Source organism: Streptomyces longhuiensis, from assembly GCF_020616555.1.
Lineage (GTDB): Bacteria > Actinomycetota > Actinomycetes > Streptomycetales > Streptomycetaceae > Streptomyces > Streptomyces longhuiensis.
This window is the reverse complement of the sequence record NZ_CP085173.1, coordinates 2,444,311-2,458,791: the sequence shown is the minus strand read 5'-3', so window position 1 is coordinate 2,458,791 and position 14,481 is coordinate 2,444,311. Positions and strand designations below refer to the sequence as shown.

The 14,481-nt window shown below is 73.0% G+C and carries 13 protein-coding genes; 4 read left to right on the top strand and 9 right to left on the bottom strand.

Going from position 1 to position 14,481, the window contains the following annotated elements; translation table 11 throughout:
- Positions 1–4: 4 nt before the first annotated feature.
- From LGI35_RS11570 to LGI35_RS11540, 7 genes are all read right to left on the bottom strand, one after another.
- On the bottom strand, positions 5–787 hold the full coding sequence (locus LGI35_RS11570; RefSeq protein WP_227293789.1) for an SDR family oxidoreductase: 783 nt from the start codon (positions 785–787) through the stop codon (positions 5–7).
- Positions 788–941: 154 nt separating this feature from the next.
- Positions 942–1,694 (bottom strand): SDR family oxidoreductase, encoded by a 753-nt coding sequence (locus LGI35_RS11565; RefSeq protein ID WP_227293788.1) that lies wholly within the window; start codon positions 1,692–1,694, stop codon positions 942–944.
- Positions 1,687–2,208, bottom strand: coding sequence for a cupin domain-containing protein (locus tag LGI35_RS11560; protein WP_100599053.1), 522 nt, complete (start codon positions 2,206–2,208; stop codon positions 1,687–1,689). Before LGI35_RS11560 ends, LGI35_RS11565 begins: the two co-directional genes overlap by 8 nt.
- A 10-nt stretch (positions 2,209–2,218) precedes the next feature.
- Positions 2,219–2,998, bottom strand: coding sequence for an alpha/beta fold hydrolase (locus LGI35_RS11555; RefSeq protein WP_227293787.1), 780 nt, complete (start codon positions 2,996–2,998; stop codon positions 2,219–2,221).
- Positions 2,995–3,792 (bottom strand): aspartate dehydrogenase domain-containing protein, encoded by a 798-nt coding sequence (locus LGI35_RS11550; protein ID WP_227293786.1) that lies wholly within the window; start codon positions 3,790–3,792, stop codon positions 2,995–2,997. Before LGI35_RS11550 ends, LGI35_RS11555 begins: the two co-directional genes overlap by 4 nt.
- A complete protein-coding gene (locus LGI35_RS11545; RefSeq protein ID WP_227293785.1) occupies positions 3,789–4,733 on the bottom strand; it encodes a VOC family protein in 945 nt (314 codons plus the stop codon). Before LGI35_RS11545 ends, LGI35_RS11550 begins: the two co-directional genes overlap by 4 nt.
- Before the next feature lie 24 nt (positions 4,734–4,757).
- Positions 4,758–6,242 (bottom strand): aldehyde dehydrogenase, encoded by a 1,485-nt coding sequence (locus tag LGI35_RS11540; RefSeq protein WP_227293784.1) that lies wholly within the window; start codon positions 6,240–6,242, stop codon positions 4,758–4,760.
- Positions 6,243–6,541: 299 nt separating this feature from the next.
- Here LGI35_RS11540 and LGI35_RS11535 point away from each other — a divergent pair, with 299 nt between their 5' ends.
- Positions 6,542–7,906, top strand: a complete 1,365-nt coding sequence (locus LGI35_RS11535; protein WP_227293783.1) for an MFS transporter — start codon at positions 6,542–6,544, stop codon at positions 7,904–7,906.
- A gap of 145 nt (positions 7,907–8,051) precedes the next feature.
- On the opposite strand, the gene LGI35_RS11530 is transcribed toward LGI35_RS11535, so the two are convergent.
- Together LGI35_RS11530 and LGI35_RS11525 are read right to left on the bottom strand one after the other, a co-directional pair.
- Positions 8,052–9,167, bottom strand: coding sequence for a TetR/AcrR family transcriptional regulator (locus LGI35_RS11530; protein WP_227293782.1), 1,116 nt, complete (start codon positions 9,165–9,167; stop codon positions 8,052–8,054).
- A gap of 212 nt (positions 9,168–9,379) precedes the next feature.
- Entirely contained in the window at positions 9,380–10,474 is a 1,095-nt protein-coding gene (locus LGI35_RS11525; protein WP_227293781.1) for an XdhC family protein, read from the bottom strand.
- Positions 10,475–10,591: 117 nt separating this feature from the next.
- On the opposite strand from LGI35_RS11525, the gene LGI35_RS11520 reads away from it, so the two are divergent.
- From LGI35_RS11520 to LGI35_RS11510, 3 genes are read left to right on the top strand one after another with little or no spacing between them, the layout of a single operon-like run.
- Entirely contained in the window at positions 10,592–11,461 is an 870-nt protein-coding gene (locus LGI35_RS11520) for an FAD binding domain-containing protein (protein ID WP_227293780.1), read from the top strand.
- Entirely contained in the window at positions 11,458–12,030 is a 573-nt protein-coding gene (locus tag LGI35_RS11515; RefSeq protein ID WP_227293779.1) for a (2Fe-2S)-binding protein, read from the top strand. Before LGI35_RS11520 ends, LGI35_RS11515 begins: the two co-directional genes overlap by 4 nt.
- 5 nt (positions 12,031–12,035) lie before the next feature.
- Positions 12,036–14,447, top strand: coding sequence for a xanthine dehydrogenase family protein molybdopterin-binding subunit (locus tag LGI35_RS11510; protein ID WP_227293778.1), 2,412 nt, complete (start codon positions 12,036–12,038; stop codon positions 14,445–14,447).
- Positions 14,448–14,481 lie beyond the last annotated feature (34 nt).

The window sequence follows — 14,481 nt, the reverse complement described above, 5'->3', positions numbered from 1 at the left end:
CTCCTCAGAGGATGGAGCGGCCGACTCCGCCGCAGACGTCGATGCTGGTTCCGGTGATGTACGAGGCTCGCGGCGAGAGCAGCGCGACGATCGCGTACGCGACCTCCTCGGCCCGGCCGAGCCGCCCGAGCGCGATCCCGCGGTCGGTGGCGAGTTCCGCCTGCCAGTCCTCGTAGGAGAGCCCGGACTCCGCGGCGGCGTGCCGGCGGGTCCACTGGCCGGTGTCGACGAGGCCGAGGCAGACCGAGTTGACGCGGATCCCCTCGGGGGCGAGCTCGGTGGCGAGAGACTTGGAGAGGTTGAGGATGCCGGCGCGGGCGGCGCTCGTCGTGATCAGCCGGGTCTCCGGCTGCTTGGCCAGGACGGCGTTGACGTTCACGACGGAGGCGGCGTCGGACGCGGCGAGGTGGGCGCGGGCGGCGTGCAGCGGGTTGAGGACGCCGGAGAACTTCAGCTCCAGTTCGTCGCGCCAGTCCTCGGCGGTCGACTCGTCGAGACTCTTCATGCGGGACTGGCCCGCGTTGTTGACGAGCCCGTCGAGGCCCCCGAAGGTGTCGGCCGCATGCCGGACGAAGTCCCGTACGGCCGTCGCGTCCCGCACGTCGCAGACGCCGGTCAGGAGACGGTCGCTGCCGAGGCGCGCCGCCGCCTTCGAGAGGCGGTCGGCGTCACGGCCGCAGGTCGCGACGCGCGCGCCCTCGTCCAGCAGGGCGCGGACCGTGGCCAGGCCGACGCCCGAGCTGCCGCCGGTGACCAGGACGGTCCGGTCGGCGAGGCCCAGATCCATGATTCTCCTTCAAGGCGCGGAGCGCCGCAGTACGTTGCCACTCGGCCTCGGCGGCGGTCAGGGCTCGGCCGTCATGAGGGATCTGGATCCCGGACGAGGAGCCGCCTCGCTCGCGAGGGGGAGGAGGCACAACTCTGCGCTCCTGTGGTGTAGATCAGTTCATCGTGAAGCCGCCGTTGACGGCGATCACTTGTCCGGTGAGATAGCGGGACTCCTCGCCGAGCAGGAAGGCGACGAGACCGATGAGGTCGCCGGGCTCCTGCGGCCGCGAGATGGCCCGGCCCGAGCGGTACAGCTCGTGCCGTTCCTCGGGGACGGTCTCGGTGGCCTCGCACTCGGTGAGGCCGGGCGCGACCGCGTTGACGGTGATGCCCTTGTCGCCGAGTTCCCTGGCCATCGCCCGGGTCAGGGCGATGACCGCGCCCTTCGAGGCGATGTAGTGGGCGAGGCGGGGCGAGCCGTAGAGCGCGGCGTCCGAGGCGACGTTCACGATCCGGCCCGGCGAGCCGAAGAGCGGGTACAGGGCCTTCGACACCAGCCAGGGGCTGCGGGCGTTGACCGTCATCAGGCGGTCCCACACCTCGACGTCGATGTCCTGGAACTCCTTGCCGCCGACGCCGTTGGCGAGAGCCGCGTTGTTGATCAGGCCGTACAGCGGACCCAGTTCCCGTACGCGGGCGGCGAGTTCGTCGACCGACTCGGGGTCGGCGACGTCGCAGCGCACGAAGTGGGCGTCGAGTCCGTCACCGCGCAGTTCCTCGACCGCGTGGTTCCCGCGCTCGGTGTCGAGCTCGGCGACGACGACGCGGAAGCCGTCCTCGGCGGCCCGGCGGGCCATGGCCAGTCCCAGGCCACGGCCCGCCCCGGTGACGACGACGGTGCCGGCGCCCCCTGAGGGGTCAGTCACGGGTGACACCGTGCATCGGCGAGTGCTCCGGGTACGTCGGGACCTGCGGCTTCTGCGTGCCGATGACGACGCAGAACAGGGCGTCGGTGTCGCCCTCGTTCTTCAGGGACCGGGCCACGCCCGCCGGGACGACGATCATGTCGCGGTAGCCGAGGGTGCGGTACTCGACCTCGTCGGCGCCGCGGTGGATGCCCACGCGGACCTGGCCCTCCAGGACGAAGAAGGCCTCCTCGACGTCGTGGTGGGTGTGCTCGGGGCCCTCGGCGCCGGGCGGCAGCAGCATGTTGGAGAAGGTGAAGCCGCCGGAGGGGAGGATCCGCGAGTCGTTCTCGTGGTTGCCGGTGGCGCCGGAGCCGACGTAGCGGATCTGGCCGCGGCGGTACTGCGGGCCCGCCTTCTCCTGGAAGGAGAGGGTGTTGAAGTCCGCGACGCGGGACTCCTTGGTGGCGATGAGCGAGTCGGTGTACTTGCCGAGGTCGCTGCCGTTGTCGTAGTCGGTGGTGGTCAGAGGCATGGCTGGACTCCTACTCGGGGATGCGGGCGGTGATGCGGAGGTGGGACAGGACCCACGCGTCGAAGCGCGCGGGCTGTTCCTGGTTGGCCAGGTGACCGGCGTCCTTGACGATCACGTAGGCGGTCTTGTGGAGGGCGCCGGCGAGGACCTGCGAGGCCTCGACGCCGGTGACCTGGTCCTGGTCGCCGCACAGGACGAGCGTGGGCGCGGCGATCGTGGGCAGTTCGGGCCGCAGGTCGGCACCGGCCATGGACTCGGCGGCGTAGGCGTAGCCGGGCAGCCGCACGGAGGCGGCCATGGTGTCGACGACCCGCTGTACGAGTTCCTCGGGCGCCCCGCCGGACACGAGCCGCGGCCCGCGCTTCTCGGCGAAGGCGCGCGGCCCGAGCTCGGCCAGCTCGGCGGCCCGCGCCCGCATGCCCTCGGCCTTGGCGGGGTCGGTGCCGGAGCCCGCGCTGGAGTCGGCGACGACGAGGGACTCGACCAGATCCGGGTGGCGGGCCGCGAGCCGCAGCGCGATCACCCCGCCCCAGGAGACACCGATCACGTGCGCGCGTCCGCCGCGCTCCCGGACGACCTCGGCGGCCGCGTCCGCGAACCCGTCCAGGTCCAACGGCCCTTCAGGATCGGGCGACTTGGCGTAGCCGGGCGCGTCCCAGGCCACGACCCGCGCGTACGCGGACAGCTCGGCGAGCTGCGGGGCGAACGCCGCCGACGAGGAGCCGATGCCGTGCAGGCACAGCAGCAGGGGGCCGTGATCGCCCGCCTCCTCGACATGGACGGCGCTCACAGGATCTGGCCCGTCCGCCCGGCCAGCGCCGCCAGGCTGCGCAGCACCGCGTACGGCACGACCTGGCTCGTCGCGGGGTTGCCCGGGTCCGGCAGGTGCGCGACGTCGAAGCGGTACGCGCCGTGCGCGCCGGACGCCTCGACGACGTGCCGCGTGTGGCGGGCGCCGGGGTCGGCGACGACCCGGACCCGCACAGCGTCCAGGTCGCCGACGGCGAGGGCGACCGAGGCGGCCACGTTCGTCGACTTGGGGAACTTCACGGGGATGTCGCGCGCCGTGCCGGACATGACCTCGACGGGCCCGGTCGCCGTCCGCAGCCTGGACAGCAGCTCCTCGTCCATCCAAGGCTGTTCGAGGGTGGACGGCAGCTTGGTGGTGGTGAGCCGCACCTCGTCGAGGGGGCCGAGGGAGCACACCGCCTGAAGAAGGTCGAGCCCGCCCACCGCACCGCCGGTGAAGTACACCCGGCCGGGGCCCGCCGCGAGCAGCCGCTTGGACAGCTCGTCGTCGGTGAGCGCCCCGGTCGACGCGACGAGCAGATCGGTGCCGGAGGCGAGGACCCGCTCACCCCACTCCCGTACGACACCCTGCCCGGCCGCCTCGACGATCAGGTCGCAGCACTCCAGGGCCTCGTCGAAGGTCCGCTGGGGCGCGGGCGCCGTGTCGCCGAGGGGGCGGTTGTCGATGATGCACGTCAACTCGGCGCCGGGCACCTGCTGTTCGGCGAGTGCGGTGCCGACGACGCGGCCGATCGCGCCCCAGCCGACGAGGCCCACCTTGCGTACCGTGCTCATGCGCTGACCTCCAGGGAGACGGATGTGTGCGGGCCGGGGTCCGGGGAGCCGGCCATGTGACAGCGGATCTCCTTCGACGGCGGGCCCGCCGTGCCCCACAGGTCGGACAGCTCGGGCACGCGGCGCCACACCCGCGCGATCCACGCGTCCTCGACGATCTGCGCGACCTCGGACGTGTACTCGCACACGAGCCCGGACGGGTCGGTGAAGTAGGAGAAGGTGTTGTTGCCGGGGCCGTGGCGGCCCGGGCCCCACTGCGGGTCGATGCCGTGGTGCTTGAGCCGGCCGAGGCCCCGCATGAAGTGGTCGACCGAACTCATCTCGTACGCCACGTGGTTGAGGGAAGCCCACTCGGCCTGGTTGAACGCGATGCAGTGGTGGTCGGCGTTGCAGCGCAGGAACGCCATCTGGTGCTCGGACCAGTCGGAGACGCGCAGGCCGAGTACGTCGCAGTAGAACGCGACGGAGGCGTCGATGTCGGCGGTGTTCAGGACGGCGTGCGTGACGCCGACGGGGACGGCGGCGTCCCTGCCGCGCGGCGCGACCGCCTCGACCTGCGCGCTGATCTCCACGAGCCGCTGTTCGGGGTCGGTGAAGCGCAGGCCGTAGCCGCCGCCCACCTGGTCGAGCGGTCCGGGGCCGAAGACCGGGGTGATCCCGCGGGCCTCCAGGCGCCGGGCCGCCTCGTCGACCTCGGCGGGCGTGGCGACGGCGAACGCGAGCCGGCCGAGTCCCGTGCGGTCCGCGCGGGTGAGGTGCAGGACGTGGTGCTCCTCGCCGGTGCCGCGCAGCCAGGCCGCCGCGCCGCGCTCCGCCTCGACGGTCCGCAGGCCCCAGACCTCCTCGTAGAAGTCGGCGGCCTCGGTGAAGGCGGGGGTGAGCAGCTCGACGTAGCGCAGGGAGCGCAGGCGGGCGACGGGTCCTGGCGATGGGTGGGGCATGAGTGTCTCCAGACGACGGGGCGGTCAGTTGGCCCAGGGCAGGGGCGCGTCCGAAGTGCCCCAGTACAGGGACTTCTGGCGCTGGTAGGCGCGGATGGCGTCGCGGCCCTTCTCCGTACCGAGACCGCTGTCCTTCATCCCGCTGAACGGGGTGGACGCGCTGAACTGCTTGTACGTGTTGATCCAGACCGTCCCCGCCTCGATCCGGCGGGCCAGGCGCCACGCGGCCCGGTGGTCGCGGGTCCAGATCCCGCAGGCGAGCCCGTAGACGGAGTCGTTGGCCTGGCGGACCAGGTCGTCCTCGTCGTCGTAGGGCAGGGCGACCAGGACGGGCCCGAAGATCTCCTCCTGGCAGGTCCGTGAGGTGTTGGGGAGCCCGTCGAGGACGGTGGGCAGGTAGTACGCGCCGTCCCGGTACGTGTCGCCCTCGGGCGCCCGGCCGCCGCACAACACCCGGGCGCCCTCGGAGCGGGCCAGATCGACATGGGCGGCGACGGAGTCCCGGTGCCGGTGGTGGACCAGCGGTCCGACCTGGGTGCCGGGGTCCGTGCCGGGACCGACGCGCAACTTGCTCACCCGCTCGACGAGTTCGCCGACGAAGCTGTCGTAGATCTCGCGTGCGACGAAGAGCCGCGAGCCCGCGATGCAGGACTGGCCGCTGGACGAGAAGATCCCGAACATCACGCCTGCCAGAGCCTGCTCGACGTCCGCGTCCGCGCGCACGATCGTCGGCGACTTGCCGCCGAGTTCGAGGGAGGCGGGGATCAGCTTCGAGGCCGCCACCGCCGCGATGGACCGGCCGGTCTCCGTGCCGCCGGTGAAGCCGATCCTGGCCACCAGGGGATGGTGCACGATCGCGTCTCCGACGACCCGGCCGCTTCCGGGCAGGACCGACAGCAGGGCGGTGGGCAGGCCGAGCTCGCCGAGCGCCTGGTGGATGAGGCGCCCGAGCGCGAGGGAGACCAGCGGGGTCCAGGCGGCGGGCTTGAGCAGGACGGCGTTGCCGCCGGCGAGGGCGGGCGCGATCTTCTGCGCGTCGCTGGCGACCGGCGAGTTCCAGGGGTTGATCGCGCCGACGACACCGATCGGCTCGTACACGCTCATCGTCACGTACGCGCCGCGGGACGGGGTGAGGGTCTCCTCGGCCGTCTCCAGGGCCGCCGCCATGTACCGGAAGGTGCCGGCCGCGCTGAGCGCGAGGGCCTTCGTCTCGGTGAGGGTCTTGCCGGTGTCGGCGGTCTGGAGGGCCGCGAGGTTGTCGGCGGCCTCCTCGGTCAACTCCGCGATGCGGCAGAGGAGTCGGGCGCGCTGGTGGGGGAGGAGATCGCGCCAGGCCGGGTCGGCCACGGCGAGCGCGGCGGCCCGAGCGGCCTCGTCGACCTCGTCCGCGGACGCGGAGTGGACGGTGGCGAGCACTTCTCCGGTCGCCGGGTCGACGGTCTCGACCGGCTCGCCCGCGCCGCGTCGCCACTGGCCCGCGATCAGGATGTCGGTGGGGTGGTGAGGCACGGGCGGGACCTCCAGGCGGTCTACGGCCAACGGGTGCGGGGGAGTTGGGCTCACCGAGGCGCTCGCTCACGTTGGCTGCGTCCATCGGCTTGCTCAGTGCTAGAAATCTAAGCGCTTAACTATTTTCCCGCAAGACCCTGCGGCGAAGTCGTCGCGCGACGCTGTCCGAGGTGGGTTACGTGAGGGTGACGGTGAGGTCACTTCCGATGTATCTAAGCCGTTAATCATTGACCGCTTAGATAAGTGCTCTTAGTGTCTGCGCAACTCCTCTGTTCGCGTTGTCGCGGAAGGACCCCCTCATGACGACTGTGGCCGGCAAGCCAGGCCTCGGCTCGATAGCAGCCCGGCTCGAACGACTCCCGCAATCCCGCTGGCACGTGAAGGTCCGGTTCCTGATCGGCGCCGTCACGTTCTTCGAGGCGTTCGACCAGCTCCTTGCCGCGTCCGCGCTGCCCGTCCTGATCAAGGACTGGCACCTGACCACGGGCCAGGCCACCTTCGCGGTCACCACCGGCTCCGTGGGCATGCTCCTGGGCGCCCTGGTCGCCGGCTGGCTGGGCGACCGGATCGGCCGGGTGCGGACCGTGGCCCTCGGCGTCGCCGTCACCGCGCTCGGGAGCCTCGCCGTGGCCTTCTCGAACGGCATCGAGCTCTTCTCGCTCTTCCGCTTCGTCCAGGGCCTGGGCATCGGCGGCGTCGTCCCCGTGGCGGCCACGTACATCAACGAGATCGCCCGCTCCGACAAACGCGGACGCTTCGTCCTGATCTACGAGATGATCTTCCCGGCCGGTCTGGCCGCGGCCACTCTCGTCGCGGTGTGGGTGGTGCCGAACCTCGGCTGGCGCGCGATGTTCGTGATCGGCGCCCTGCCCGTCCTGCTCGCCGTCGCCCTGCCCAAGCACGTCGCCGAGTCGCCCCGCTGGCTGCTCTCCCAGGGCCGCACCGAGGAGGCCGAGCAGGCCATCGCGCGGATCGAGGCGGAGGTCGCCGCGGCCACCGGGGAACCCCTGCCGCAACCGGCCGCGGACCGGTCGGAGGAGACCTCCCGGGGCCGCCTGCGCGAGCTGTTCACCGGCCGCTACCTGCGCCGCACGACCGTCGTCTCCGGGCTCTGGTTCGTCGCGTACTACGTCAACCACGGCATCTCCACCTGGCTGCCGTCGCTCTACACCAAGAACTTCGGGCTCGACCTGACCACCGCGCTCGTCTACACGCTGCTCAGCAATGTGACGGGACTCCTCGGCACCCTCGCCGTCGCCCTCGTCATCGACCGCGTGGGCCGGCGCCCCGCCCTCGTGGCCGCGCTCGGCGGCACCACGTTCACCCTGGCGACGCTCGCCCTGGTCGGTGTGACGTCGGGCGGCCAGGTCGCGATCTTCGCCTCCTGTACGACGTTCTTCGTCTACGCGATCAACGCGGGCCTCTACCTCTACTCACCCGAGCTGTACCCGACGCGCAACCGTGCCAAGGGCGCCGCGTTCGGCGGTCTGTGGAACCGCCTCGGCGTCATCCTGGGCCCGATCACGGTCGGCGCGATCATCGGCGGGGGCGGCAGCCTCACGCTCGTCTTCGCCCAGCTCGCCGCGGTCGCCGCGGTGGGTGCGGTGATCGCGCTGTTCGCGGTGGAGACGAAGGGCAGGACGCTGGAGGAGCTCAACTCCTGACGGTGGTGCGCGTGTTCGGCGCCGGTCTCTCGCGCGGGGGGTGCGAGGGGGCCGGCGCCGTTCGTGTTCCCCGTGGCGTCGGTGGAGGCGGTGGCGTCGGCCGGGACGGGCGCAGGTCCGTCGTCTGCGCGGCGGTGCTGCCGTTTCAGTTCTGTCCGTCCGCCATCGATCGTCCCAAGCCACCCAGAAGCGCGGCGAGTTGGCGCTGCTCGCCGGGTACGAGGCCCGCGAGCAGCTCCCGTTCGTGCGTACGACGTTCCTCGGACATGCGGCCGACCAGGTCGACCCCGGCCGGGGTCAGCCGGAGATGGACGATGCGGCGGTCCTGGCCGTCCCGTTCGCGCTCGATGAGGCCGGCCTCGACGAGACGGTCGGCGTGCTGGGTGACGCCGCCCGCGCTGACCGCGCCGGCCGCCGCGATCTCACCCATGGTGCGCCGGTAGGGCGCTCCCACGGCGTGCAGGGCCGCCAGCACCTCGAAGGCGGCCAGGCTGATGCCGTGCCGCTTCACGACCCGCCCGATCAGGGTCCGGTAGCGGGCGGTGCACTCGTTGAGCGCGGCGAAGACGGCCGGCCCCGAAGCGCCGGGGGCCTCGCGTGGGGGCGGCCGGTGCGCCGCCGCGGGGTCCGGCGCCGGGACCCGCCCGGTCAGCGCGGCCGTCAGCACGTCCGTGAGCACAGGTTCCAGCGTCTCCGTGGGCACCGACCTCGCCGGCTCATGGGCGAACAGATAGCGTTCCATGATCACGCCGAAGAGAACGCTGCGGATCATGGCGATGCGGGCGTCCGCCGCGTCGGAGTCCCCGAGCACGCTCCGCAGTGGCTCGCTCACCTGGCGGTCGAGGATCGTGGACAGCAGCTCGGCGCTGGGGGGATGGCTGAGCCCCGAGCGGATCAGCGCCGGCCAGGGGTCGTGCGCGGGGAGCCGGTCCCAGCGGTCGAGATAGTCGTGGGCGAGTGCCCCCGGCAGCTCCTCGCGGCCGACCGAGGGGTCGTCGAGCACGCCCTCGGTGACACCGGTCCCGCCGCCGACGACCTCGCGGAACAGCCCGTCCTTCGAGCCGAAGTACGCCATGACCAGGCCGGGCGTGACCCCCGCCTCGGCCGCGATGGCCCGGATGCCCACCCCTTTGTAGCCCTGGGCGGCGAACAGCCGCCGCGCCGCATCGAGGACGGCGCTGCGGCGCCCCTCGGGGTCGTGGGAGCGGCCGCGGCGGGGCTCGGGGGCGGTCCGGTCCGGGGTGCTGTGCTCTGCGTCCACGTGCCTCAGATTAAACGAGTGTTCAGAAATGGGGTGTTCGGGCCGGTCGTACGACGGCGTCCCGCCCGGGCCGCCGTCGCCGCCGTGTCGCCCGGGCCGCCGTCACTCGCCGGCCCGTCCGGCCCTTCCGGCGCCCTTCCGGCGCCCTTCCGGCGCGCCCTCGCGGGGTGCGTTCGAATACAGCCGTTCAAAAACGCCCGTTCAAAAGTGGCTCATGACGCGTGCACCGGCCCCGCGAGGCCGCTCAGCGCCCGTCCGCTGCCGCCCCGCCGCACCGCGATGAGCTCCGCCGCGATGGACACGGCCGTCTCCTCGGGCCCGCGCCCGCCGAGATCGAGGCCGATCGGTGAGCGCAGCCGCGCCAGTTCGGCCTCGCCGAGCCCCGCGGCCCGCAGCCGTGCCAGCCGGTCCTCGTGCGTGCGCCGGCTGCCCATGGCGCCCACGTACCCGGCCCTGCTGCGCAGCGCCAACTCCAGCAGGGGCACGTCGAACTTGGCGTCATGGGTCAGCACGCACACGGCCGTGGCCGCGTTCACCTGGTCCTCATGGGCCGCGAACCAACGGTGCGGCCAGTCCACGACGACCTCGTGCGCGTCCGGGAAACGAGCGGCCGTCGCGAAGGCCGGGCGGGCGTCGCACACGGTCACCCGGTGTCCGAGCAGAGCTCCGATCCGCACGAGGGGGCGCGCGAACTCGACCGCGCCGCACACCAGGAGGTGGGGCGGTACCCCGAAGGCCTGCACGAACAGTTCCCGCTCGGGCGCGCACGACGAGTCAGGGCCCGGCTCGCCGACCCGTACGAGGCCGCTCGTGCCGCGGGCGAGCAGCGCTTCGGCGGCCAGGGCCGCGGCCCGGTCGAGCCGTGCGTCGCCGAGTGTCCCGCTCACCCCGGACGCGCCCGTGGCGAGGCTTCCCGGCCCGCCCTCCACCGGCGTCACCAGTGCCACCGGGACATGGGCCGCGAGGTCGGCGGCCACCCGGGCGAGCGGTGCGTCGCCGGTGACCTCGCGTACCAGCACCTCAATGGTTCCGCCGCAGGTCAGGCCCACCGAGAACGCGTCGTCGTCGCTGACCCCGTACGTCTCGCGGGCGGGCCCCGCACCGGCGAGGACGTCCTCCGCGACCGCGCACACCGCGGCCTCCACGCAGCCGCCGGAGACGCTGCCGACGACGCGGCCGTCCTCGGCGACCAGCATCGACGTACCGGCGGCGTGCGGGGCGGAGCCCCAGGTGCCGACGACCGTCGCCATCGCGAAGCGGGTCGCGGAGGCCTGCCACGCGGCTGCCTGGTCGATCACGTGTCGCATGTCGCTCACCTCGAGCACATCGAATCGGCTGCACCCTCTTGCCAAGAAGAAACTTTAGTGTAAATCATTTTAGGCATTAGATAGATGCGTCGACCCGAGAGGCCTGGTGGAAGCCGGTTGAAACCGACACCCTTTGACTACAGCGCTCCAGGCAGCGTCGGCGAGGTACTCGCCCTCCTCGCCGACGAGGAGCGGGAGGCCAAGGTCCTGGCCGGCGGCCAGTCCCTGATCCCCATGCTCAGCATGCGCCTCGCCCGCCCGGGGCTGCTCGTCGACATCACGCGGGTCCCCGGCCTCGACCGCCTGTACGCCGACGCGTCGGGCGCCCTGCACATCGGCGCCGCCGTCCGTCAGTCCCGGGCCGCGGACGACCCCGCGGTGCGCGACGGGTGGCCCCTGCTCGCGGCGGCGATCCGGCGCATCGGGCACCCGCAGATCCGCCACCGCGGCACGGTCTGCGGCAGCCTCGCGCACCACGACCCCGCCGCCGAACTGCCGGCCGCCGCGCTCGCCCTCGACGCCCGCTTCGTGATCGCCGGACCCGGCGGCACGCGTACCGTCGGCGCCGCCGACTTCTTCGTGGCCACCTTCCAGACCGCCGTGGCTCCGGACGAGCTCCTCACCGAGGTCGTCCTGCCGCCACGGGCCGGTGACGGCTGGGCCTTCGAGGAACTCGCCCGCAGACATGGCGACTTCGCCACCCTCGGTGTCGCGGTCACCCTGCGCCGGGCGCCGGACCGGCGCACGGTCGCCGCCGCCCGCGCGGTCTTCTGCGGCGCGGGCCCCGTCCCCGTCCGCCTGCCCGCCGTCGAGGAGGCGCTGACCGGGACCGACGCGGGAGCGGCGGCCCTCGACGCGGCCGCGTCCGCCGCGCTCGCCGGCCTGACGCCCGCCGACGACGTCCACGCCACGGCCGCCTACCGCCGCGAGGCCGCCGCCCACCTCCTCGTCCGTGCCTGCACCCTCGCCTGGGAGCGCTGCTCATGACCACCGACCTCGCCACCCCCGACCCGGCGACGGCCATCCACGCCGCCCCGCCGCCGCTCGCCGAACCCTCCGGCTGGCACGAGATACGCCTGACCGTCAACGGCGCGCCCGTGACCGCCCAGGTGGAGTCCCGGCTGCTGCTCAGCGACTTCCTGCGGGACCGGCTGCGCCTCACCGGCACCCACGTCGGCTGCGAGCACGGCGTCTGCGGTGCCTGCACCGTCCTCGTCGACGGCGAGCCGGCGCGCTCCTGCCTGACGCTGGCGGTGCAGTGCGCGGGCGCCGAGCTGCGCACGGTCGAGGGCCTCGCCCCCGGGGACGCCCCGCTCACCCCCGTGCAGCGGGCGTTCCACGAGTGCCACGGGATGCAGTGCGGCTTCTGCACCCCCGGATTCGTGATGACGGCGACCGCGCTGACCGAACAGCCCCGGCGGCCCGACGCGGCTGACGTAGCCGACGCCCTCAGCGGACACCTGTGCCGCTGCACGGGCTACCGCAACATCCGCCGTGCCGTGTGCCAGGCGCTGGACGAGCGCTTCGACGGCGGCGACGCCGAGCAGGGGGAGTGACTCGTATGTCCCACGGACCGTCCCCAGCACCCCGGCAGCCCGCGCGGGGCGACGGCCCCTGGACCGGCCGCCCCGTTCCGCGCGTCGAGGACGACCGCCTCCTGCGGGGCAACGGCCGCTACGTCGACGACGTCGCCCTGCCCGGTGCCGCCGAGGCCGCCTTCCTGCGCAGCCCGCACGCCCACGCCCGCATCCGATCGGTCGACGTCACCGCCGCGCTCGCCGCCCCCGGGGTCGTCGCCGTCTGGACCGGCGTCGACGTGGCCCATCTGCCCGCCATGCTCAACAGGGAGGAGCTGCGTACCCCGCCCGGCCTCGCCGAACTCCTCGACCCGTACGTCGCGATCACGCCGATGCCGCTCCTCGCCACGGACAAGGTCCTCTACGTCGGGCAGCCCGTCGCGGTCGTCCTCGCCGAGAACCGCTACCTCGCCGAGGACGCCCTCGAACTCGTCGACGTCCGCTACGCGCCCCTGCCCGTCCTCGTCGACCCCGACCGCGCGCTGACCGAGGACGCGCCGCTGCTCCACGACGAGCTGCGCGACAACACCGCCGTCGCCGTGGCCACCAAGGTGGGCGACCCCGACGCGGCGTTCGCCTCGGCCCACACCGTCGTCAGCGAGGAGTTCCAGGCCCACCGCTACGTCGCCTCGCCCGTCGAGACCCGCGCGGTCTCGGCCCAGGTCGACCCGTACAGCGGCGAGCTGACCGTCTGGTCCAACACCCAGACACCGCACCGGGTGCGGGAGGCCACGGCGCACACACTCGGCCTCGACCCGGAACGCGTCCGTGTCATCGCCACCGACGTCGGCGGCGGCTTCGGACAGAAGGGCATCCTCTACGTCGAGGAGATGCTCGTCCCGTACGCGGCCCGTGTCCTGGGCCGCCCCGTGCTCTGGCGCGAGGACCGCAACGAGAACCTGACGGCCTCCTCGCACGCCCGTGAGCAGATCCACCGCATCGAACTCGCCGCGGACGCGCAGGGCCACCTCCTCGCCGTACGCGACCGCATCACCGTCAACTTCGGCGCGTACAACATGACCGGCCTGGTCGTGCCCTACAACTCGGTGTGCCATCTCCTCGGCCCCTACCGTGTCCCGCACGTGGACATCGACGTCGTCGGTGTCCTCACCAACACCACCTTCGCCACGCCCTACCGGGGGGCGGGCCGCCCCGAGACCGTCTTCGCGATGGAACGCGCGATGGACCGCCTCGCCGCCGAACTCGGCCTGGAACCAGCCGAGTTGAGGGCACGCAACCTCGTGGGCCCCGACGAGATGCCGTACGCGACGGGCCTCGTGGACCGCTCCGGCAAGCCGCAGTCGTACGACTCCGGGGACTTCCCCGAGCTGCTGCGGCGCGCCGTCGCCAAGGCCGACGTCGAAGGGGTGCGCGCCCGGCAGCGCGAGGGCGCCCGTGACGGCAGGCTCGTCGGGGTCGGCTTCGCGATGTACATCGAGGCGACCGGACTCGGCCCGTTCGAGACCGCCCGTATCGACGTCGCGCCCAGCGGCCGGGTCAAGCTCGCGATCGGCGCACCTTCCCAGGGGCAGGGGCACCGCACGTCCATGGCGCAGATCGCCGCCGACGCGATCGGAGTTCCCTTCGACGCCGTCGACGTGGTGGGCGGGGACACCTCCGCGACGCCGTTCGGTGTCGGCACCATCGCCAGCCGGGCCCTCGTCAACGCGGGCAACGCCACGCACCGGGCCGGCCGCCTCGTCCGCGAGAAGATCATCGAGGCCGCGGCGCGCCGGCTCGGCGTCCCCGCCGACGGGCTCGACCTGCGCGAGGGCGTCATCACGTCCAAGACCGCCGAGGAGCAGGCCCTCACCCTGGCCGAACTCGCCGGCCGGGCCCCGCTTCCCGGCACCCCCGAGCCCACCGACGGCCGGCACGGCACGGAGCTCAGCGAGACCGTGCACTTCCGCCCGCCCGGCTTCGCCGTCTCGAGCGGCGCGCACGCCGCCGTCGTCGAGGTCGACGAACACACCGGCGAGACCGAGATCCTGCATTACGTGGCCGTCCACGACGCGGGCGTCATCGTCAACCCGATGATCGCCGAGGGCCAGGTCACCGGCGGTATCGCCCAGGGCATCGGCGGCGCGCTCTACGAGGAGATGATCTACGGCCCCGACGGCCAGCCCCGTACCGGCACCTACATGGACTACCTGGTGCCGACCTCGTCCGAGATACCCGACCTCGACCTCGACGAGATCCATTCCCCGAGCCCGATGAACGACCTCGGCGTCAAGGGCCTCGGTGAGGGCGGCGCCATCGCCCCCCAGGCCGTCCTCGCGAACGCCGTCGAGGACGCGCTGCGCCCCTTCGGCGTGGTCGTCCGGCGCGGCCCCCTCTCACCCAGCCGTGTACGCGACCTGCTCCGCGCGGCCGGCCGGCCCACGGCCGCCGGCTGACCCGGCGCCGCTCCACCCCGACGATCGGACACCC